Consider the following 18,266-nt stretch of genomic DNA (forward strand, 5'->3'; position numbering starts at 1 on the left):
GCCCGCCCGGGATCGAGCGCGCTGGTCAGGCGCCCTCAGTGCGGGCCGGCGATCTCCTCCAGCATCTCGGTGACCAGGGCGGCGATCGGCGATCGCTCGCTGCGCAGCAAGGTGATGTGGGCGAACAGCGGATGACCCTTGAGCTTCTCGATCACTGCCGCGACCCCGTCGTGGCGGCCCACCCGCAGGTTGTCGCGCTGGGCGATGTCGTGCGTCAGCACCACTCGCGATCCGGCGCCCAGCCTGGACAGCACGGTCAGCAGCACGTTGCGCTCCAGCGACTGCGCTTCATCGACGATGACGAACGAGTCGTGCAGTGAGCGGCCGCGGATGTGGGTCAGGGGCAGCACTTCGAGCATGCCCCGGGAAAGCACTTCCTCCAGCACCGCCGGGCTGGCCAGACCCTCGAGCGTGTCGAACACCGCCTGCGCCCACGGGCCCATCTTTTCGCTCTCGCTGCCGGGCAGGTACCCCAGCTCCTGGCCCCCCACCGCGTAGAGCGGCCGGAAGACCACCACCTTGCGTTGGGTGCGCCGCTCCAGCACCGCCTCCAGCCCGGCGCACAACGCGAGTGCCGACTTACCGGTACCGGCCTTGCCGCCCAGCGACACGATGCCCACCGACTCGTCGAGCAGCAGGTCGAGCGCTACCCGTTGTTCGGCGGAACGCCCGCGCAGTCCGAACACCTCGCGGTCGCCGCGCACCAGTTGGACGCGCTTGTCCGCGTTGACCCGTCCCAGTGCATGAGAGCTGCCGCCAAGCAGCCGAACACCGGTGTGGCAGGGCAGATCTCGCGCTTCCACCAGATCGATCTCGCCGTCGGCGAACAGCGCGTCGATGTCCTCGGCGGCAGTCTCGATTTCGCGCATCCCCGACCAGCCGGAGGCCACCACGTCCTGCGCGTGGTACTCATCGGCGGCCAGCCCTACCGCGGCGGCCTTGACGCGCAGCGGAATGTCCTTGCTGACCAACGTAACTCGCTTGCCCTCGGCGGCGAGGTTGGCGGCACAACTCAGGATCCGGGAGTCATTGTTGTCGCTGCGGAAGCCCGCGGGCAGCACCGCGGGGTCCGTGTGGTTGAGCTCGACGTGCAGCGAACCACCCTGTGTTCCAACGGGAATGGGCTGATCCAGCCGTCCGTGTATGAGCCGAAGATCGTCGAACAGCCGCAACGCCTGGCGCGCGAACCATCCCAACTCATGGTGGTGGCGTTTGGCCTCCAGTTCGCTGATCACCACCAGCGGAACAACCACCTCGTGTTCGGCGAACCGGCTGCAGGCCCAGGGGTCGGACAGCAGCACGGAAGTGTCGATCACGTAGGTCCGGATTTCGGTCACTAGCGCTCCTCGAGCGGGATGAGCCCGCGCGGACCCGCACAGGCATGTCGACGGGAACCGCAGCACCAGGACCGGGGCCGGCCCTTCCGTTGTGGTGACGGGAGGTGCCGCCCTGGCAGCAGAGCATGACGCTGACCATCGAGAACGACGCTACTCCCGTGGCAGCGTGCCCGCTGTGCAGGCGCGCCGACGTGGCGAGCCGCGACCCCGGAAGCGGGTCACCGACGTTGTGAGCCGCGTGCCGGTCGGCCTAGCCGACGATGAATTGCCGCAGTTCAGGCTCGTCCGCGAGCCCCCATGCGGTGATGCGGTCGGAGATCGCCTGACGCAGCTGCTCCGGACCGAAAATGCCTGCCTTGTCGACGTTCTGCACCTTGTCCTGGTATGCGTCGATGTCGGCGCCGGGCACCTTCAACTCGGCCGCTCGGGCCGCGATCGCCGCGATGGTCTCGTCGCGGGTGTACTCGAGGCAGTGCGCGACGAGGTTGGAGAAGAAGACTTCGTGGCGCCGCTCGTCGCGGGCGATCCGGTCGATGAGGCCGGACAGAATCGGCTCCTCGAGCTGCGCGGCCAGGTTTTCGCAGAACACCGCGTGGGTTCGTTCGACGAAGGCCATGTGCACAAGGGTTTCGACCTGCGAGTAGGTGTCGGCGCGGTAGCCCTTCATGACGTACTGGACGCGGGCCTCTTCGTTAGCGGTCGGGTCGACCTCGCGGGTCACCACCAGATACTCACGCAACGCGATCGCGTGCAGGTGCTCCTCGGCGGTCCAACGGCCCAGCCAGCGGCCCCAGTAGTCCTCCAGGATGAAGTGCTCGACCAGCTCGCGGTGGTGCGCGGCGAGGTTGTCCTTGAGCAGCAGCATGATCTCGCACGCGTCGGTCAACGGCCTCGGCAATGTCATCGACGACGGGTCCCAGTCGCGTCCACCAAGGAAGGCGAAGTTCTCGCCTCGTTCGAACGGCACATAATCGTGCGCGAACCAGATTTCTTCGGTGGACAGGTGGCGGTCGATGTTCGCTTCGACGACCGGCTCGAGTTCCAGGGTCAGTGCGTTAGCGACGGGTCTCTCAGCCATGAGATAACTGTAACCCGCGTACACAGGTTCATGAAATCGCCGGGGTCGTGTCGGGGCAACTGGGGACTTTGGTCCTCAAACCCGCTCCGCTGCGCCAAGTTAGCGGCCGACCAGCGCCCAGTCCTCCAGGCCGTCGTACAGCGGAAACTCCTGGGCCAGACGCGTCACTCGCTGCCGCAGTCCCGCCACTTGACCTTCGGAGGCCGAGCTGCCGGCCGCCAGGGCGGTGGCGATGACGTCGGCAACCTCGGTGAACTCGGCGTCCCCGAAGCCGCGGGTGGCCAGGGCGGGCGTGCCGATCCGCAGGCCCGAGGTGACCATCGGCGGCCGCGGGTCGTTGGGCACGGCGTTGCGGTTGACGGTGATACCGACCTCGTGCAGCAGGTCCTCGGCGGCCTTACCGTCGAGCGGGGAGTTACGCAGGTCCACCAGCACCAGGTGGACGTCGGTGCCGCCGCTGACCACGGATACGCCGGCTTTGGCGACATCGGCGGCCAACAGCCGGTCGGCGAGGATTCGCGCGCCGGACAGCGTCCGCTGCTGACGCTCAACGAATTCGGGCGTGCTCGCGATCTTCAGCGCGACAGCCTTGCCCGCGATGACGTGCATCAGCGGTCCGCCCTGCTGGCCGGGGAATACCGCGGAGTTGACCGCCTTGGCGTACACCTGCTTGCCGAGGATCATGCCCGAGCGGCCGCCGCCCAGCGTCTTGTGGATGGTGGTCGACACGACGTCGGCGTGGGGCACCGGAGAGGGGTGCAAGCCGGCCGCGACCAGGCCGGCAAAGTGCGCCATGTCCACCCACAGCTTGGCGTCGACCTCGTCGGCGATGGACCGGAACGCCGCGAAGTCGAGAATCCGCGGATACGCCGACCATCCCGCGATGATCACCTTCGGGCGGAATTCGAGTGCCTGGGCGCGCACCACGTCCATGTCGACCAGATGGGTCGTCGCGTCGACGCCGTAAAAACCGTTCTCGTAGAGCTTGCCGGAGAAGTTGAGCTTCATGCCGTGGGTCAGGTGGCCACCGTTGGCCAGATCCAGACCCAGCAGCCGCTCCCCCGGTGACATCAGCGCGTGCAGCACCGCGGCGTTGGCCTGCGCACCCGAATGCGGCTGCACGTTGGCGAAGTCGGCGCCGAACAGCGCCTTGGCCCGGTCGCGGGCGATGTTCTCCACGACGTCGACGTACTCGCAACCGCCGTAGTAACGGCGCCCGGGCAACCCCTCGGCGTACTTGTTGGTCAGCACGCTGCCCTGCGCTTGCAGCACCGAGCGCGGCACGAAATTCTCCGATGCGATCATCTCGAGCGTGTCGCGTTGCCGGCCGAGCTCTTGGCCGAGCAGTTCGGCGATATCCGGGTCGACGTCGGCCAAGGGGGCCGACATGAGGGACGCCGTGGCGGGAGCGGTGGGGCGGGCGTCAGGTGCAGCAGTCACGGCCGCCAGTCTATCCAGCGTCGACTTTTGGCCAGCCCAGCCGTCGGGCTTTACGGCGCCCCTGCAACACTTGCACTATGCCGCGGCTTAGCGAGCCGAGCCCTTATGTGGAGTTCGACCGAAAGCAATGGCGTGCGCTTCGTATGTCGACGCCGCTGGCCCTCACCGAGGAGGAACTGGTCGGCCTGCGCGGTTTGGGTGAACAAATCGACTTGCTCGAGGTCGAAGAGGTTTACCTGCCGCTGGCCCGGCTCATCCACCTTCAGGTCGCGGCGCGCCAAGGATTGTTCGCCGCCACCGCCGAATTCCTCGGCGAACCGCAGCAAAACCCGGACCGGCCGGTGCCGTTCATCATCGGCGTGGCCGGCAGCGTGGCGGTCGGCAAGTCGACGACCGCCCGTGTGCTGCAGGCCCTGTTGGCCCGCTGGGATCACCACCCGCGGGTAGACCTGGTCACCACCGACGGCTTCCTGTATCCGAACGCCGAACTCGATCGGCGAAACCTGATGCACCGCAAGGGCTTTCCGGAAAGCTACAACCGCCGTGCGCTGATGCGGTTCGTGACCTCGGTCAAATCAGGGTCGGACTACGCCTGCGCGCCGGTCTATTCGCACCTGAAGTACGACATCATCCCAGGGGCAAAGCATGTGGTCCGTCATCCCGACATCTTGATTCTGGAGGGCCTCAACGTTCTGCAGACAGGTCCGACCCTGATGGTGTCGGACCTGTTCGATTTCGGCGTGTACGTTGACGCCCGCATCGAAGACATCGAGCAGTGGTACGTCTCACGGTTCCTGGCCATGCGCAGCACTGCCTTCGCTGATCCGGAGTCGCACTTCCACCACTACTCGGCGCTGAACGACACCAAGGCTGTCGCCGCCGCCCGCGAGATCTGGCGTTCGATCAACCGCCCGAACCTGGTGGAAAACATTCTTCCCACTCGGCCGCGCGCCACCCTGGTGCTGCGCAAAGACACCGACCACTCCATCAACCGGCTGCGGCTGCGCAAGCTCTGACGCCGCGTGACGAGCCCCGCGGGATCACACCTCGAGGCGACGCAGTCCCAGGTATTGCAGCCCGGCGAAGGCCGCCGTGTAGGCACCGCTGGCCAGCGTCAAGGCGACACCGGTGGCGGTCAGCGGCAGCACTTCGGCGGCCACGACCGAGGCCAGGGCGGAAACGACGTTGGCCACCACCACGCTGATGCCGGCGCGGCGCAGGTCGGGAAGCGCTCCCAGGCTGAACACCAGGAGGCCGTAGAGCACCAAGAAGACGCCCCCGACGTAGCCCTGGAACGACGTCAGTCCGGTCAATGACGAGAGCGGATCGGCGACCAAGGCGACGGCCAAACCGCACAACCCGGTCAACGTCCCGTCGACGCGTACGGCAAAGCGCAACAATGAATCGGTCGAATCGTAGAGGGGCCGGGTCGTGATGCCAGATACATCAGTAGCTGGGCTCATGTGATTACTCCTCGCGATGGCGGGTTTGGGTCGAACAGGTTTGAGCGTGCCGCCAGTGCACTGCCATATCGACTCGTGGCGCTGCCAACTACTGCCACGGATACAAAGACGAGGTGGTTCACCCGACTTATTCCCATCGGCGGGCAAACATTTGACACGCGCCAGTCAGGTCGGGCTCAGCGGCCCCACCAACCACACCAGCACGAGGCACAGCGCTGTGCTCTCCGGCGACTGCTGGCCTGTACCCGCTTTAGTCGCTGGGAACCGGGATCCGTCCGCGCAGATCGGCGGCGATCAGCCGGGCGGCGGCGTTCTGCCAATTGTGCAGCGAACGCTGGGGCACCTCGGTGACGAACCATTGCCAGGCTTGCCGCGCGGTGGGATCCAGGCCCGAGGCGGTGGCGTTCTGCGCATACGCGCGCACACCGGCGACGTACGGGAAATACAGCGAGTTGTAGTGCCGCCACTCCTCGGTGGTGCCGAACTCGCCGGCGTCGCGCGGCTTGAGCCGCGCGATGGCATCCGCCAGAACGGCCTTGAGCTCATTGGCCCGCTCCAGCGGGTGGTCCGGGGCATTTCTGGCGGCCAGCCGCTCATCGATCACCGGCAACGCGGTCAGCGGGCTGGCAACCAGTTTGGTCAGGTCACCGTAGTGACCCAGGGCGCGGCGGGTGAGCCTGACGAAGGTGACGTCGTCGACCCCGGCGAGCGGGTGCTCCTGCCGGAGCGGCAGTGCCGCCCCGGTATGGCGCAGCGCGGCCCGATCCGCCCGCAGGGCAGGCGATTTCGAAAATGCCAGCCGGTCAAGCACCCCGGCCAGCGGATCCGCGAGCACCTGCACGCTGATCGCGATCGCCAAGCTGGTGAACAGCAGCACGGTGAGGGCGGTCTGCGCGGCGGGGTCGTCGCGGGTCACCGCCAACCCGATCAGCGCCTGACCGCCGAACAGGGCCGCCACCGCCACCGAACCGGCGAACGAGCGGAGCATGTCGGCGCGCAGCGCGTGGCCCTCGTCGAATGCGTCCCAAAGGGCGACGGCAACCCCGAGTCCCAGGACGTCGCAACTCGTCGACGCCAGCGCGACCCAACTGGGCACCAGGCCCAGCGGAATGATCAGGATCGCATTGCTCAGCGCGAAGAACAGGGTCGCGGTGACTGCGAGTCCCACGGCCGGCCTGGGCCGACGGGGGCGGCGTAACGCGACGGCCATCGCGCCCAGCGTCGACACCGAGATGACCGCGAACATCAGCCAGTGGCCTGGCCGCAGTGGCCCCTCGACGCTGCCGGCCAGCGTCGCCCCGAGCAGGGTCAGCGCGGCGACCCCGGCCACCAGCAACGACTCCCGGGTGCGCGCGCGCCAGCCGTCGCTGGGTCGGGACAACTCGACGAGCACCGCGAACCACGCCACGCCGGGGACCGTCGCCAGGTAGATCTCGACCCGGCTCAACGGCTCGGCGTATGCGGGATTTGTGGTCCGAACCGCATCCAGCGCCACCACGAGAGCGAACCCGAACAGTCCGATCGCCGCCAGCGCGAGAACGGGTTTGCGCGGATCGCGGGCCGCCAGATAAAGGCCCAGCCAGGCGCTCAGCGTGAACACCACCGCCGACATCGCAGCCATTTCCTTAGTTTGGCATGCGGGCGGGCCGGCGCTTAGACCCTTTCCGCGGTTACTTGCCGTACCGGCGGTGCCGCTGGCTGTAATCGCGCAGCGCACGCAGGAAGTCGACCCGGCGGAACGCCGGCCAGTGCGCTTCGGTGAACCACATCTCGGAATATGCGCTCTGCCACAGCAGGAACCCGGACAGCCGCTGCTCACCTGAGGTGCGGATGACCAGGTCGGGGTCGGGTTGCCCGGAGGTGTAAAGGTTTTCCGAGATGGCGTCCACAGTGACGGTGTCGATGAGCTCTTCGGCGGTCGCGCCATTGGCAAGTTTCTTGCTCAGCAAGGCGCGCACCGCGTCGACGATTTCCCGGCGGCCGCCGTAGCCTACGGCGACGTTGACGTGGAACGGCGCCACGGCCGGGGTGGACTCGACGGCGCCGCGCAGCCGGCGGGCCGGTTCCTCACCGAGCAGTTCGAGGTCCCCGACCGTGCGCACGCTCCAGCGGTTGGCCGGTGCGCAGATCTCCTCGACGACGTCGGTGATGATTTCGATGAGCCCGGCCAGCTCTTCGGGATCGCGTTGCAGGTTTTCCGTGGAAAGCAAGTACACCGTCGTCATTTCGATGCCCGCTTCCTGGCACCAGCGCAGCATCTCGGCGATCTTGACGGCACCCATCCGGTAGCCGTAGCTCACGTCGTCGTATCCCGCGTCGCGTGCCCAGCGCCGGTTCCCGTCGCAGAGCACTGCGATGTGGCGCGGCAGCTCGGACTTGGTGGCGGTCAGACCCTGCCGTAGCCGCAATTCGTAGAGGCGATACAGCGGCTCTTTGAGGCGCGGCGGGATGATTTCCACGACGATCCACCCTACTGCCAGCGGTGATCGATGCACCGGTTCTAAGTTCGGCTCGGTCACCTGAGAAGTCGAGACTGTCTCGTAACCATCCCTGACTACTGTGGCTCTTGAACAGCCCCTGGCGGCTTTCCGTTGATATCCCCCGTTGCAGACAAGACACAGGAGACATGAGCAGCCAGACCAGCACCGTCCCCAACCCGGAGTCCGAACCCGACTCGATCGTTCCGAGCAACACCGTCGAGCAGGTCGTCGAAGGTGCCGCGCAGTTTCTGGGCAAGCCGAGGATGCGCGGCTGGATCCACTTCGTCTCGGCGTGGCTGGCGGTCATCACCGGCGCAACGCTGGTGTCGGTGTCGTGGGCGGTCGCCTCGCCCCGCGCCGGGCACTCGACGCTGGTCTACGCCGCGTCGACGGTGGCGATGTTCGCGGTCAGCGCCACCTATCACCGGGTGAAGTGGAAGTCCGCCATCGCCCGGACCCGGATGAAGCGGCTCGACCATTCGATGATCTTCGTGTTCATCGCCGGCAGCTACACCCCGTTCGCCCGGCTGGTGATGCCGCAGAACACCGGCGTACTGGTGCAGTGCATCGTGTGGGGCGGCGCGGTGGCGGGCATCGCGCTGAAAATGTGCTGGCCGACGGCGCCGCGCTGGGTCGGCGTGCCGCTCTATCTGCTGCTGGGCTGGGTGGCCGTGTGGTTCGCGCCGACGATCCTGCACCAGGCCGGCGTGGCCGCGATGGTGCTGCTGGCGGTCGGCGGCGTGTTCTACAGCGTCGGCGGCATCTTCTATGGGCTGCGCTGGCCGGACCCATGGCCGCGGACATTCGGCTATCACGAGTTCTTCCACGCCTTCACCGCGATCGCGGCCATCCTGCACTACATCGCCATGTGGTTCGCGGTCTTCTACACCGAAGACCACGCCTGGCTGGCGGCATCTTTCGGCGGCTAGACCCGATCCTCGGCTAGACCGGGGTGACGTCGTCCTCGGGCGACCAGTAGGCCTTCATCGAGGCGATCTTGCCGTGGCTGTCGAACACCATCACGTCGATCGGCTCGATCACCATCCGGTGCTCGCCCGCAGTCACCGTCAGCCGAAATTGGAAAGCCGCCTCGTTGCCGGCCACCCGCAGCGTCACCAGTTCGCATTCGCGCTGCACGTCGTTGATCGCCGAGTAGAAACCGTGGATCGCTTCCCGTCCGATGTGCACCTCGCCGCCAACCGGATCCTCGACGGTGGCGTCATCGGCGTACAACTCGACGAAGTCATCGGCGCTGCCCTTGGCGACCAATTCGATGTAGCGGTTGACCGTGCTTCTGATCGCTTCGGTCTCTGCGGCATTCGGCATGGGACGCAGGGTAACCCCGAGCTAGTGGCCGGGATCACCCAGGGCGGCGGCCAGTTCGGCCGTGGTGGTCACCGGCAGGTCGCAGACTTGGCCGCGGCACACGTAGGCAGCATCGGCGCCGGCCACTCGGGGCCGGCCGACCAGCAGCGCTGACGAATCCACCTCACCGCCGACCACGATCGCCCCGCCGGGCGCCAGCTTTCGCGCGTCGTCCAGCAACGCCGAGGCCGACGGGTCGCAGGCAACCGCGATCTGCAGCGGTCCGCGCACCGCGGCTTCGGCGACGGCCAGCCAATGTCCGGCCGACCGCGCCGCGCGCTCCAGCAACACCGAGTGCGCGCCGAGTGATTCGGCCGCCGCCCGCAGATACCGCTGCGCGCGATCGCCGTCGACCAGATGCGCCGCGGTCAGCAGCGCCTCGGTGATCGACGACGCTCCCGACGGGGTGGCCCCATCCAACGGGTCGGCCGGCCGGAGCACCAACTGCTCGGCATCGTCGGCGGTGTCGAACCAGCGGCCCGGTTGCTCCGGATCGGCGAAGTGCGCCAGCGCGGTGTCCAGCAGATTGGTTGCCGTTGTCAACCACATCGCCTCGGCGGTCAGCTGATACAGCGCAAGCAGTCCGGTGGCCAGCATCGCGTAGTCCTCGAGGATCCCAACGCTGTCTGCGACCACGCCGCCCAGGCTGGCGCGTCGCAACCGGCCGTCGACGACGTGCAAATCCAGCAGCGCCCGCGCGCAACGGCCCGCGGCGTGGCCGAATTCGGGCTCGCCCAAAGCCACACCGGCTTCGGCCAACGCGGTGATCGCCAATCCATTCCACGACGTGACGACCTTGTCGTCGCGTCCGGGCTGGATGCGGGTGAGCCGGGCGGCCAGCAGCGCGGCCCGCACCCGGTCCAACCGCTGCGGATCCTCGACATCGGCGGGCAACTGCAGCACCGACGTGCCGTGCTCGAACGTGCCGTCCCGGGTGACCGCGAAAACGGTTGCGGCCCAACGGCCGTCCTCGGCCCCGAGCACCTCGTTGAGCTGCGCCGGTGTCCACACGTAGGTCGACCCCTCGCGGCCGTCGGCGTCGGCGTCCAGGGACGAGGTGAACATGGCCCCGTCGGCCAGATCGTCGAGCAAGAACCGGGCGGTCTGGGCGGTGACCCGGCGCGCCAGCGGGTCGTCGGTCCGCCGGGCCCAGTGCGCGTAGGCGCGCAGCAACAGCGCGTTGTCGTACAGCATCTTTTCGAAATGCGGTACCACCCAAGCATTGTCGACGCTGTAGCGGGCGAAGCCGCCGCCGAGTTGGTCGTAGATGCCGCCACGGGCCATCGCGTTGCCGGTGTGCGATACCGCCTCGAGTGCCGCCTGCGACGCGGTGCGCTCGAAGTTGCGCAGCAGCGCTTCGAGCAGCGCCGACGGCGGAAACTTGGGCGCACCGCCGAAGCCGCCGTGAACAGTGTCGCGGTCGCTCAGTACCGCGGCGACCGCGTGGTCACACAGTTCCGGCGCCACCGGCGGCCCGCCCGGCAGACCGGATGCCATAGTGCGCAACTCGCCGGCGATGTGGTCGGAGGCCTGCTCCACCTCGCCACGGCGCTCGCGCCACGTGGTTGAGACAGCTGAAAGAAGTTGCAGGAAGCCTTCTTTGGGATAGTAGGTACCGCAGAAAAAGGGGCGTCCATCCGGTGTCAGAAAACACGTCATCGGCCAACCGCCATGACCGTTGAGCGCGACGGTGGCGTTCATGTACACCGCGTCGATGTCCGGCCGTTCCTCACGGTCGACCTTGATGCAGACGAATCCCGCGTTCATCGCGGCGGCCACCTGGTCGTCCTCGAACGATTCGTGGGCCATCACGTGACACCAGTGGCAGGCGGCATAGCCGATAGAGAGCAGGATCGGCACGTCGCGGGCAGCGGCGACGGCCAGCGCCTCGGGGGTCCACTGCTGCCAATGCACCGGATTGTCGGCGTGCTGACGCAAATACGGGCTGGTCGCCAGCCCAAGGGAGTTGGTTGAAGCGGAGTCAGCCCGGCTCATCGCCGGATCCCGGGGCTCGTGGCGGCCCGTCCGTCTGGTCCGGGGGGCTGCCCCGGTCGACCGAGTCGGTGCCCTCGTCGGCGGCCTGGTCCGGTTCGGGATGCTTGGGGTCGAACGACTCCGGCACCTTCTTCAGCTGCCGGTTCATCGACCGCAGCAGAAACAGCGTGCTGATCAACAGCAACACGACGATCAGCAGCCCGACCGGGCTGGCCTTGCCGAAATCGGGGCCGGTATGCCGCGGCGGTCCGTCGGCCTGCCAGCCGGCCGCGGTCAAGGCGAGAAAGAGCTGGTTCACGCGTCGTTCTCGATTCCGGCGAACAGGTCATCCTCGGGCAGCCGCACCGGAACCCGCGAGCGGGCCAGCTCGAATTCCTCTGTGGGCCAAAGCCGCTGCTGCCATGCGATGGGGGCGGCGAAGAAGTCGTGGTCGGGGTCGATCTGAGTGGTGTGCGCCCGCAGCGCGTCATCGCGCTGGCCGAAATACGCCGAGCACTCGACCCGGGTGGTGACCCGGGACTCGAACGGGTCGTGTGCGGCATCCCAGTGCTCGAGCCACTTCTTGAACGGGGGTTCTTGGCCGTGCTTGATGGCTTCGTCGTGCAGCAGCTGCATCCGGGCCCGCAGGAACCCGTGAATGTAGTAGAGCTTGGACACCGTCCAGGGCTCGCCGGCGTCGGCGAAGCGCCGGTAATCGCCGGCCGCCTCGAAGGCGCCGACCGAAACCTGATGGCAGCGAATGTGGTCGGGATGCGGGTAGCCGCCGTTTTCGTCGTAGGTGGTCATGACGTGCGGCCGGAACTCGCGCACCACGCGGACCAGCGCCTCGACCGACTCCTCCAGCGGCACCAGGGCGAAGCATCCCTCGGGTAGCGGCGGCGGCGGGTCACCCTTGGGTAATCCGGAGTCGACGAAACCCAGCCAGGTGTGCTCCACACCCAGTATCTCGGCGGCCTTGGCCATCTCGTCACGGCGGATCTCGGCGATGTGTCCATGCACCTCGGGCAGGTCCATCGCCGGGTTGAGAATGTCGCCGCGCTCGCCGCCGGTCAACGTCACCACCAGCACTCGGTGGCCCTCGTCGGCATAGCGGGCCAGCGTGGCCGCGCCCTTGCTGGACTCGTCGTCGGGGTGGGCGTGCACCGCCATCAACCGCAATTCGCTCACGTGCTCCCTTGTCACCTCTGGTGGTCGCCCGGTCTGACCCTATAATTCCAGTTCCGAGTTCGTGCGTGCCGTCGGCCGGTGTCCGACAGCCCATAGCCAGGCAGAACAAGCCATGACCGAAACCCCCATCGAGCGTCCGGAGGCCCGCTACGGGCGCTCCCGGCTGTCGGGTATTCCCCGGCGGTGGGTAATCGTCGCGCTGGGTGCGCTGGTGATCGTGGCCGGACTTGTCATCGCGGTCATCGGTTACCACCGGTTCGGCACCAGCGACGTCAAGGGGACGATGGCCGGGTATCGGGTGATCGACGACCAGACGGCAGAGATAACGATCAGCGTGACGCGATCGGATCCCTCGCGGCCGGTGGACTGCATCGTGCGGGTCCGATCGAAGGGCGGCGGCGAGACGGGCCGGCGAGAGCTGCTGGTCCCGCCGTCGGACGCGGCCACCGTGCAGGTCACCACGACAGTGAAATCGTTCGAACCGCCGGTGGTGGCCGACGTCTATGGCTGCGGCACCGATGTGCCCGCCTACCTGCGCCCGGCGTGACCGCCCAATCCACAGCGAACTGCGAATATGGAGTCATCGACTGTTTGCGCGGTGGTAACATGGATGAATGCACGGTTCCGGTTGGGGCCGTGTTGCTGCATTAGCGACCGTGAGCAAAACGGCGCGCCAGCACACGGGGAGGAACCCGCGCACTCCGGGCGGCGGAGCTGAAACGACTTACGCGGAATCGCGAAACAACACACGAGGAGCACGACGAGATGACGGACACTTCCGTGACCTGGCTTACCCAGGAGTCACATGACCGACTGAAGGCCGAGCTCGATCAGCTGATCGCTAACCGCCCAGTGATCGCCGCGGAAATCAACGATCGCCGAGAAGAGGGCGATCTGCGCGAGAACGGCGGCTACCACGCCGCCCGCGAGGAGCAGGGCCAGCAGGAGGCCCGCATTCGTCAGCTGCAGGATCTGCTGAACAACGCCAAGGTCGGCGAGGCGCCCAAACAGTCCGGTGTCGCGCTGCCCGGTTCGGTGGTCAAGGTCTACTACAACGGCGACAAGTCCGACACCGAGACCTTCCTGATCGCCACCCGCCAGGAGGGCGTCAACGACGGCAAGCTCGAGGTGTACTCGCCCAATTCACCGCTGGGCGGCGCACTGATCGACGCAAAGGAAGGCGAGACCCGCAGCTACGTGGTGCCCAACGGCAACACCGTCGAGGTCACGCTGGTCAGCGCGGAGCCCTACCACTCCTGATCGAGCGGGCTGTTCAGCCCAGCGCTTGATCGAGATCGGCCAGCAGGTCGCCGATGTCTTCGATGCCGACCGACAGCCGCACCAGGTCGTCGGGTACTTCCAGTTGCGACCCGGCCGTCGACGCATGCGTCATGGCGCTGGGGTGTTCGATCAGCGACTCGACCCCGCCCAGTGATTCCGCCAGGATGAACACCTTGGTGTTGGCGCACAGATCGCGGGCGGCCTGGCGGCCGCCGCGCATGCGTATCGAGACCATGCCACCGAAGCCCGTCATCTGGCGGGCGGCGATCTCATGCCCCGGATGGGTGGGCAGGCCCGGATAGAGCACCGTGCTCACCGCGGCATGCTCGGCCAGGAATTCCGCTACGGCCGAAGCGTTTTCGCTGTGCCGCTGCATTCGCAGCACCAGGGTCTTCAGGCCGCGCATGGTCAGGTAGGCGTCGAACGGGCCGGGCACCGCGCCCGCGCCGTTCTGCAGGAAGGCGAACGCGTCGTCCAGCTCTTGGTCATTGGTGATCAGCGCGCCGCCGACCACGTCGGAATGTCCGCCGATGTATTTGGTGGTGGAGTGCAGCACGATGTCGGCGCCCAGCGTCAACGGCTGCTGCAGTGCGGGCGAGGCAAAAGTATTGTCCACCAACACCTTTGCTGAACTCTGCTTGCCCAGCTCGGCGAGGGCGGCGATATCGGCGATGGACAGCAACGGATTGGTCGGGGTTTCGGCCCAGATCAGCCGGGTTCGCGGCGTGATCGCGGCGGCGACGGCGTCCAGGTCATGCAGCGCCACCGGGGTGTACTCGACGTTCCACAGCGTGAAGACCTTGTCGATCAGCCGGAAGGTGCCGCCGTAGGCGTCGTTCGGGATGACCACGTGATCGCCGGGCCGCAGCACCGCCCGCAGGACGCAGTCGGTGGCGGCCATTCCCGAACCGAAAGCCCGTCCGTAGCCGCCCTCTTCGACAGCGGCCAGCCCAGCTTCCAACGCGGTCCGGGTCGGGTTGCCGGTGCGGGCGTATTCGAACCCACCACGCAGCGTCCCGACGCCGTCCTGGGCGAAGGTGCTGCTGGCGTAGATCGGGGCGTTCACCGCTCCGGTCGCCGGGTCCGGCCGATAGCCGGCGTGAATCGCTTTGGTGGCCAGTCCGGTGAATTCGTGGTGTCCGTTGCGGTCGTCGCTCATCGACGATCAGCCTAGGTGACGGCCGGCCTTTCTTCGCCGTCGATCGGCAAGCACACCGTCGTCATGATCTTGTCCGCCAGTGTCTGACGCTTCGAATCCCACAGCGGGAAAAGGAAACCGATGAAGCAGATGATCGCGTCGACGAAGTGCGCCAGCGAGCGCACGACCGACAGTCCGAAGCCGATGGGGTGGCCGGTGACCTCGCTGACCACTTTGAACTTCATCACCGATTTGCCGAGGCTCGACCCGGTAGTGCCCTGCCGGTAGCCGTAATTCCAGATCAGATAGAACAGCCCGATACCCGACGCCAGCCATTGCGCCACCATGCCGATGGTCGAGTTCTGCGTCGCGCAGTACTGGTTGACGGCGTACTGCGTGACGTCGGTGATACAGGCGGTCTGTTGAGTGGCGACCAGGATGGCGGTGCCGATGCCGTGCACGACGGCGTACGGGAGGATGTCGATGATGAAGGCCAGCGCGCGGGTGAGCCACGGCGTGTAGTGCTCCGTCGGCAGGGTGCGGATCGCCGGCCCAGGGGGCGGCGGCGCGTATCCCCCGGCCGACGGCGGGGGCGGCGGATACGACCCGCCGGGCGGCGGTGGCGGAGGGGGCGGATACGACCCGCCCGGCGGCGGGGACGAAGGCGGAAAGGACCCGCCGTGCGGTGGAGGCGGCGGGAATTGCTGTCCACCTGAGGGCGGCTGAGGCCCACCGGACGGCCCGGGCGGCGAAGGAGGCGGCGGATAACTGCCGCCGGGCGGCGGTTGGTCGGTCATGGGCAACCTTTCCACTCGGGTCCAGCTGAACTAGGCCGAAACAGTACCTGAGCGCGTCGCGGCCGGGCGAGATTCGCGGCGCTCACCGGTGGCCGCGCGCGACACCGAGAACTACCGGCGCCCGGACAGGCCCCGAGGCCCCTCCGAGAGGAAGCCCAGCAGGTCGTAGCGGGTGATCACCCCAACCGGTTTGCCCTGCTCGACCACCATCAGCGCGTCCCAGTCGCGCAGCGCCTTACCGGCCGCGCTGACCAACTCGCCGGCGCCGATCATCGGCAGCGGCGGGCTCATGTGCAGCGACACCGCGTCGGCAAGATTCGCCCGGCCCTCGAAGACGGCCGAGAGCAGTTCGCGTTCGGAGACGCTGCCGGCCACCTCCCCCGCCATCACCGGCGGCTCGGCGCCCACCACCGGCATCTGGGACACCCCGTATTCACGCAGGATGCCGATGGCGTCGCGCACCGTCTCGGACGGGTGGGTGTGCACCAGATCGGGCAGCGCACCGGATTTGCGGCGCAGCACGTCGCCGACCCTGGACTGTTCGGTCGACCCGTCGAGGCGGCTGCGCAGGAATCCGTACGACGACATCCACGCGTCGTTGAAGATCTTCGCCATGTAGCCCCGCCCGCCGTCGGGCAGCAGCACCACCACGATCGCGTCGGGGCCGGCCTTCTCGGCCACGCGCAGCGCGGCGACCACCGCCATGCCGCAGGACCCGCCGACCAGCATCGCCTCCTCGCGGGCCAGCCGCCGGGTCATGTTGAACGAGTCGGAGTCCGAAACCGCGATGATCTCGTCGGGAATGGTGGGGTCATATGCCTGCGGCCAGAAGTCCTCGCCGACGCCCTCCACCAGATAGGGCCGGCCGCTGCCACCGGAATACACCGACCCCTCGGGGTCGGCGCCGATGATGCGGACCGCGCCATTGGAGACCTCTTTGAGGTAGCGGCCCGCGCCGGTGATCGTTCCGCCGGTGCCGATGCCGGCGACGAAATGGGTGACTTTGCCGTCGGTGTCGGCCCAGATCTCCGGGCCGGTCGTTGCATAGTGGCTGGCCGGGCCTTCCGGATTGGCGTACTGGTCGGGCTTCCAGGCGCCGTCGATTTCGGTGACCAGCCGGTCGGAGACGCTGTAGTAGCTGCCCGGGTGCTCGGGCGGCACTGCGGTCGGGCACACCACCACCTCGGCGCCATAGGCCAACAGCACGTTGCGCTTGTCCTCCCCCACCTTGTCGGGGCAGACGAATACACACTTGTACCCGCGCTGCTGGGCGACGAGGGCCAGCCCGACGCCGGTGTTGCCCGAGGTGGGTTCGACGATGGTGCCGCCGGGGTGCAGCTGTCCGCTGGCTTCGGCGGCGTCGATCATCTTCACCGCGATCCGGTCTTTCGAGCTGCCACCGGGGTTGAGGTATTCGACCTTGGCCGCCACGATGCCGGCACCGTCGGGGACGACGGAGTTCAGACGCACCAGCGGTGTGCCGCCGATGAGGTCACTGATGTGCTGCGCGATCCGCATGCTTCTCATCGTCTCAGGCGGTTTCGGCCCGCGCACAACCACTCTCCATGGAGTTTGCGCGCCGAACCGGCGTTACTCGCCGGTGGCCTCGCGGATGTAGTCGCCGATCTGCCGCAGCGAGCGGATGGCCTCGGGCACCATCGGGGCGGCCAGCTGAAAGTCGTGAACCTGGCCGGGCCATACCCGTACCTCGGCGGGCACACCCACTGCGGCCAGCCTGCTCGCCGCCAACCGCGCATCGTGCAGCAGCACCTCAGAGCCCGACACGTGGATCAGCGTGCGGGGCAGACCCGGCTTGATGTGCTCGAGCGGCTCGTAAATCTCTTCGGGCTTCCCGTCCACCTTGTTCTTCTTGGCCGCGCCCGCCACCAGCACGGCGAGAGCGTCGAACGCCCCGGCGGAAAACATCGCATCCGTCTCGATGTTGGGGTGGGCCTGCTTGGCTTCCTTCGCCAGCTGCAGCAGCGGCGAGATCGCCACCAGCGCGGCCGGATCCTCACCTTCCTCGTGCAGGCGCTGCGCCAGGGTGAGCGCCAGGTAGCCGCCGGCGGAGTCACCGGCCAGCACGATCTGGTCGGGTTGATACCCGCGCTGCCGCAGCCACTGGTACGCGTCGTGGCAGTCGTCGAGTGCCATGCCGACCGAATTCTTCGGCAGCAGACGGTAATTGACCACGAAGACGGGCGAGTCCGCGAACTTGGAGAGGGCCTCGACGAGCCTGCCGTGGGAGTTCGCCCCACAGGTCAAGAACGCACCGCCGTGCAGGTAGACGACCACCCGGCGGGTTCCGTCGGCGGGCAGCACCCCGGGCGCGCGAACCAGTTGCGCCGACGCGTGCGGCAGCTTCACGGTCTCGCGGACGGTGGCCGATGCCGGGATCAGCACCCGGGCCGTGAGGTCGATCAGACCCCAGGGCCACGGCAGGTTGGGCACGTGGCTGCCGACGGACAGAATCGGTCGGATAGTCAGCCGCGAGGTGAGGTTCGCGAGCCGCGCAGCAACGCTGGGGCCGGATTCCAGGACCTCGACCGGTGCGCCGTCGCTGATAGCAAACCTGCGGGTCTGCGCTCGACGGGCCTTGAGGACGTCATGGGCCCGAACGGTATTTGCCGAGAACCCCGATTCCTTGCTAGGTGCGGTCATGCTCAACACTTCCTACGCCGTTGTAGTGCGATACAGCATGTGACGAGGGGACCGAGCATCTGGT

18 protein-coding genes are annotated in these 18,266 nt (G+C 67.4%); 4 read left to right on the forward strand and 14 right to left on the reverse strand.

Annotated features, from left to right (window positions below; translation table 11 throughout):
* Positions 1–35 precede the first annotated feature (35 nt).
* The 3 genes from A5625_RS19285 to glyA form a co-directional block, all read right to left on the reverse strand.
* Positions 36–1,337, reverse strand: coding sequence for a PhoH family protein (locus tag A5625_RS19285; RefSeq protein ID WP_066997476.1), 1,302 nt, complete (start codon positions 1,335–1,337; stop codon positions 36–38).
* Positions 1,338–1,587: 250 nt separating this feature from the next.
* Positions 1,588–2,415, reverse strand: a complete 828-nt coding sequence (locus A5625_RS19290; protein ID WP_066997627.1) for an acyl-ACP desaturase — start codon at positions 2,413–2,415, stop codon at positions 1,588–1,590.
* A 99-nt stretch (positions 2,416–2,514) separates the two neighbouring features.
* Positions 2,515–3,804 carry a serine hydroxymethyltransferase gene (glyA, locus tag A5625_RS19295; protein ID WP_066997478.1) on the reverse strand — a complete coding sequence of 430 codons (1,290 nt, stop codon included), beginning with the start codon at positions 3,802–3,804 and terminating at the stop codon, positions 2,515–2,517.
* A gap of 128 nt (positions 3,805–3,932) precedes the next feature.
* Here glyA and coaA point away from each other — a divergent pair, with 128 nt between their 5' ends.
* Positions 3,933–4,871, forward strand: a complete 939-nt coding sequence (gene coaA, locus A5625_RS19300; protein WP_066997480.1) for a type I pantothenate kinase — start codon at positions 3,933–3,935, stop codon at positions 4,869–4,871.
* Positions 4,872–4,895: 24 nt separating this feature from the next.
* Here the strand turns inward: coaA and A5625_RS19305 are convergent, their stop codons facing one another.
* The 3 genes from A5625_RS19305 to A5625_RS19315 all read right to left on the reverse strand — a co-directional run bounded on the left by A5625_RS19305 (position 4,896) and on the right by A5625_RS19315 (position 7,777).
* Positions 4,896–5,318: a hypothetical protein gene (locus A5625_RS19305; protein ID WP_066997483.1), complete on the reverse strand. Its 423-nt coding sequence runs from the start codon at positions 5,316–5,318 to the stop codon at positions 4,896–4,898.
* Positions 5,319–5,568: 250 nt separating this feature from the next.
* A complete protein-coding gene (locus tag A5625_RS19310; RefSeq protein WP_066997487.1) occupies positions 5,569–6,939 on the reverse strand; it encodes a hypothetical protein in 1,371 nt (456 codons plus the stop codon).
* 49 nt (positions 6,940–6,988) lie between these two features.
* Entirely contained in the window at positions 6,989–7,777 is a 789-nt protein-coding gene (locus A5625_RS19315) for a (2Z,6E)-farnesyl diphosphate synthase (RefSeq protein WP_066997490.1), read from the reverse strand.
* Between the two features lie 167 nt (positions 7,778–7,944).
* Between A5625_RS19315 and A5625_RS19320 the strand changes: the two genes are divergently transcribed.
* Positions 7,945–8,727, forward strand: a complete 783-nt coding sequence (locus A5625_RS19320; RefSeq protein ID WP_066997493.1) for a hemolysin III family protein — start codon at positions 7,945–7,947, stop codon at positions 8,725–8,727.
* Positions 8,728–8,740: 13 nt separating this feature from the next.
* Here the strand turns inward: A5625_RS19320 and A5625_RS19325 are convergent, their stop codons facing one another.
* From A5625_RS19325 to mca, 4 genes are read right to left on the reverse strand one after another with little or no spacing between them, the layout of a single operon-like run.
* Complete coding sequence (locus A5625_RS19325; protein WP_066997496.1) at positions 8,741–9,124, reverse strand: nuclear transport factor 2 family protein; 384 nt, start codon at positions 9,122–9,124, stop codon at positions 8,741–8,743.
* A gap of 21 nt (positions 9,125–9,145) precedes the next feature.
* The gene (locus A5625_RS19330; RefSeq protein WP_066997499.1) at positions 9,146–11,158 is read right to left on the reverse strand and encodes a thioredoxin domain-containing protein; all 2,013 of its coding nucleotides are present in this window, start codon (positions 11,156–11,158) and stop codon (positions 9,146–9,148) included.
* Positions 11,145–11,456: a hypothetical protein gene (locus A5625_RS19335; RefSeq protein ID WP_066997502.1), complete on the reverse strand. Its 312-nt coding sequence runs from the start codon at positions 11,454–11,456 to the stop codon at positions 11,145–11,147. Before A5625_RS19335 ends, A5625_RS19330 begins: the two co-directional genes overlap by 14 nt.
* Positions 11,453–12,325, reverse strand: coding sequence for a mycothiol conjugate amidase Mca (gene mca / locus A5625_RS19340; RefSeq protein ID WP_066997505.1), 873 nt, complete (start codon positions 12,323–12,325; stop codon positions 11,453–11,455). The genes A5625_RS19335 and mca overlap by 4 nt, the downstream gene beginning before the upstream one ends.
* A 112-nt stretch (positions 12,326–12,437) precedes the next feature.
* Between mca and A5625_RS19345 the strand changes: the two genes are divergently transcribed.
* Together A5625_RS19345 and greA are read left to right on the forward strand one after the other, a co-directional pair.
* Positions 12,438–12,872: a DUF4307 domain-containing protein gene (locus A5625_RS19345; RefSeq protein ID WP_066997508.1), complete on the forward strand. Its 435-nt coding sequence runs from the start codon at positions 12,438–12,440 to the stop codon at positions 12,870–12,872.
* 218 nt (positions 12,873–13,090) lie between these two features.
* Positions 13,091–13,585, forward strand: a complete 495-nt coding sequence (gene greA / locus A5625_RS19350; protein WP_066997513.1) for a transcription elongation factor GreA — start codon at positions 13,091–13,093, stop codon at positions 13,583–13,585.
* Between the two features lie 13 nt (positions 13,586–13,598).
* Here greA and A5625_RS19355 read toward each other — a convergent pair whose 3' ends face one another.
* The 4 genes from A5625_RS19355 to A5625_RS19370 all read right to left on the reverse strand — a co-directional run bounded on the left by A5625_RS19355 (position 13,599) and on the right by A5625_RS19370 (position 18,202).
* Positions 13,599–14,765 carry a cystathionine gamma-synthase gene (locus tag A5625_RS19355; RefSeq protein ID WP_066997515.1) on the reverse strand — a complete coding sequence of 389 codons (1,167 nt, stop codon included), beginning with the start codon at positions 14,763–14,765 and terminating at the stop codon, positions 13,599–13,601.
* 11 nt (positions 14,766–14,776) lie between these two features.
* The gene (locus tag A5625_RS19360) at positions 14,777–15,541 is read right to left on the reverse strand and encodes an RDD family protein (protein ID WP_066997518.1); all 765 of its coding nucleotides are present in this window, start codon (positions 15,539–15,541) and stop codon (positions 14,777–14,779) included.
* A gap of 111 nt (positions 15,542–15,652) precedes the next feature.
* Entirely contained in the window at positions 15,653–17,059 is a 1,407-nt protein-coding gene (locus tag A5625_RS19365) for a cystathionine beta-synthase (protein WP_066997521.1), read from the reverse strand.
* Between the two features lie 72 nt (positions 17,060–17,131).
* The gene (locus A5625_RS19370; protein ID WP_066997525.1) at positions 17,132–18,202 is read right to left on the reverse strand and encodes an alpha/beta hydrolase; all 1,071 of its coding nucleotides are present in this window, start codon (positions 18,200–18,202) and stop codon (positions 17,132–17,134) included.
* Between the last annotated feature and the right edge of the window lie 64 nt (positions 18,203–18,266).

This window comes from Mycobacterium sp. 1465703.0 (assembly GCF_001672975.1).
Lineage (GTDB): Bacteria > Actinomycetota > Actinomycetes > Mycobacteriales > Mycobacteriaceae > Mycobacterium.

What these genes read in the sequence shown, in the direction of transcription:
- A5625_RS19290 (WP_066997627.1), bottom strand. Translation starts at nt 2,415, where the DNA reads ATGGCTGAGAGACCCGTCGCTAACGCACTGACCCTGGAACTCGAGCCG.
- glyA (WP_066997478.1), bottom strand. Translation starts at nt 3,804, where the DNA reads ATGTCGGCCCCCTTGGCCGACGTCGACCCGGATATCGCCGAACTGCTC.
- coaA (WP_066997480.1), top strand. Translation starts at nt 3,933, where the DNA reads ATGCCGCGGCTTAGCGAGCCGAGCCCTTATGTGGAGTTCGACCGAAAG.
- A5625_RS19305 (WP_066997483.1), bottom strand. Translation starts at nt 5,318, where the DNA reads ATGAGCCCAGCTACTGATGTATCTGGCATCACGACCCGGCCCCTCTAC.
- A5625_RS19310 (WP_066997487.1), bottom strand. Translation starts at nt 6,939, where the DNA reads ATGGCTGCGATGTCGGCGGTGGTGTTCACGCTGAGCGCCTGGCTGGGC.
- A5625_RS19320 (WP_066997493.1), top strand. Translation starts at nt 7,945, where the DNA reads ATGAGCAGCCAGACCAGCACCGTCCCCAACCCGGAGTCCGAACCCGAC.
- A5625_RS19325 (WP_066997496.1), bottom strand. Translation starts at nt 9,124, where the DNA reads ATGCCGAATGCCGCAGAGACCGAAGCGATCAGAAGCACGGTCAACCGC.
- A5625_RS19330 (WP_066997499.1), bottom strand. Translation starts at nt 11,158, where the DNA reads ATGAGCCGGGCTGACTCCGCTTCAACCAACTCCCTTGGGCTGGCGACC.
- A5625_RS19345 (WP_066997508.1), top strand. Translation starts at nt 12,438, where the DNA reads ATGACCGAAACCCCCATCGAGCGTCCGGAGGCCCGCTACGGGCGCTCC.
- greA (WP_066997513.1), top strand. Translation starts at nt 13,091, where the DNA reads ATGACGGACACTTCCGTGACCTGGCTTACCCAGGAGTCACATGACCGA.
- A5625_RS19355 (WP_066997515.1), bottom strand. Translation starts at nt 14,765, where the DNA reads ATGAGCGACGACCGCAACGGACACCACGAATTCACCGGACTGGCCACC.
- A5625_RS19360 (WP_066997518.1), bottom strand. Translation starts at nt 15,541, where the DNA reads ATGACCGACCAACCGCCGCCCGGCGGCAGTTATCCGCCGCCTCCTTCG.
- A5625_RS19365 (WP_066997521.1), bottom strand. Translation starts at nt 17,059, where the DNA reads ATGCGGATCGCGCAGCACATCAGTGACCTCATCGGCGGCACACCGCTG.
- A5625_RS19370 (WP_066997525.1), bottom strand. Translation starts at nt 18,202, where the DNA reads ATGACCGCACCTAGCAAGGAATCGGGGTTCTCGGCAAATACCGTTCGG.